This is a genomic window from Rhodovibrio sodomensis, from assembly GCF_016583645.1.
Taxonomy (GTDB): Bacteria; Pseudomonadota; Alphaproteobacteria; order Kiloniellales; family Rhodovibrionaceae; genus Rhodovibrio; species Rhodovibrio sodomensis.
The window spans coordinates 1-1,066 of sequence record NZ_NRRL01000273.1; the positions used below are offsets into that span (position 1 = coordinate 1).

Below are 1,066 nucleotides of genomic sequence, written 5' to 3' on the forward strand. Positions count from 1 at the left end.
CGGTGTTCAACGTCTGAGCTTCGCTCCAGCGCCTCCCGTCCTCGACCCGCAGAATGTAGAGCGGTGTGAAAGGGCGGCAGCAGACCTACAGAAGGACAGCAGGCCTTCGGATTATGCAGAGTGAATCCGGTCTCCAACCCACGCTGCGGACCTTTCTTGCCCGCGGACTCCGCATAATCGTGGGCTCCGCATAATTCCTGAAAATTACGGCCGGGCGGAGGTAGCGCTCGCTGGCGTTGTTGGTCGCCGGCACAACCCGGGTTGGTGACGCACAAGAACAGCTCTGAGCGCACGCGCCGGATCTGCCGGCGCAGCTTCTCGCCGGCGCGGCTGTCCGCTGGCCGCGTGACCAGGTCGTCGAGATCGCGGTCGAGGCGACATCGGTACTGGTAGAGGGTGTTGTCCTGGAGCTCTTCGCGCCGCCGGGCGATGTCGATGGCGCGCAGCAGGAGGTCCTTGAGCGGTGGGGCGAACACCGTGTCGCCGGCATCGATCGCGTACTGCGCATCCCGCAGAAGATGGGCGAGGCAAAGCTGCCGGCTTTCACCGTGCCCGGTCTGCGCGGCGAAGCGGTCGGAGACCCAGACCGCGGGGACGTGCTCGCCGAGCACCTCCCGGACGACCGCCTTGCCGCGGCTGGGCGCCACCTTGTGCAGCACCGCGGTGGCGCAGCCGAACACCCACTGCCAGTATTTCTGGCCGGCCACCCGGGCGCCCGTCTCGTCGCAGCCGATCACGCCGGCTTTGCGGAGTTCGGCGGTGATGTCGGCGACCGCGGCGTCCACCTGCTCCTTGGCGCGGGAGAGGATGTTGGCGATCGTGCCCTCGCTGATGGACACGCCGAACATGTCCAGCATCAAGGCCGACAGACGCTGGTAGCTGATGGCGTGGATGGTGTGCAGGTAGATCACCTTCTCCTCGACGCTGCGCCCGAACGGGGAGCCGGGCTTGAGCCCATCCGGCGGGCTCGCGGCGAACTGCTCGCCGCAGCAGGGACATTCGCCCTGGTACTGATGAACGCGGGTGACGTCCGGGCGGACCGGCGGGATCTCGATCCGGTCGTAGC

General features: G+C 67.3%; 1 protein-coding gene. It reads right to left on the minus strand.

Annotated elements, in window-relative coordinates:
* On the minus strand, nucleotides 1-911 hold a 911-nt coding region (locus tag CKO28_RS27710; RefSeq protein WP_200344765.1), incomplete at its 3' end, for an IS66 family transposase.
* Nucleotides 912-1,066 lie beyond the last annotated feature (155 nt).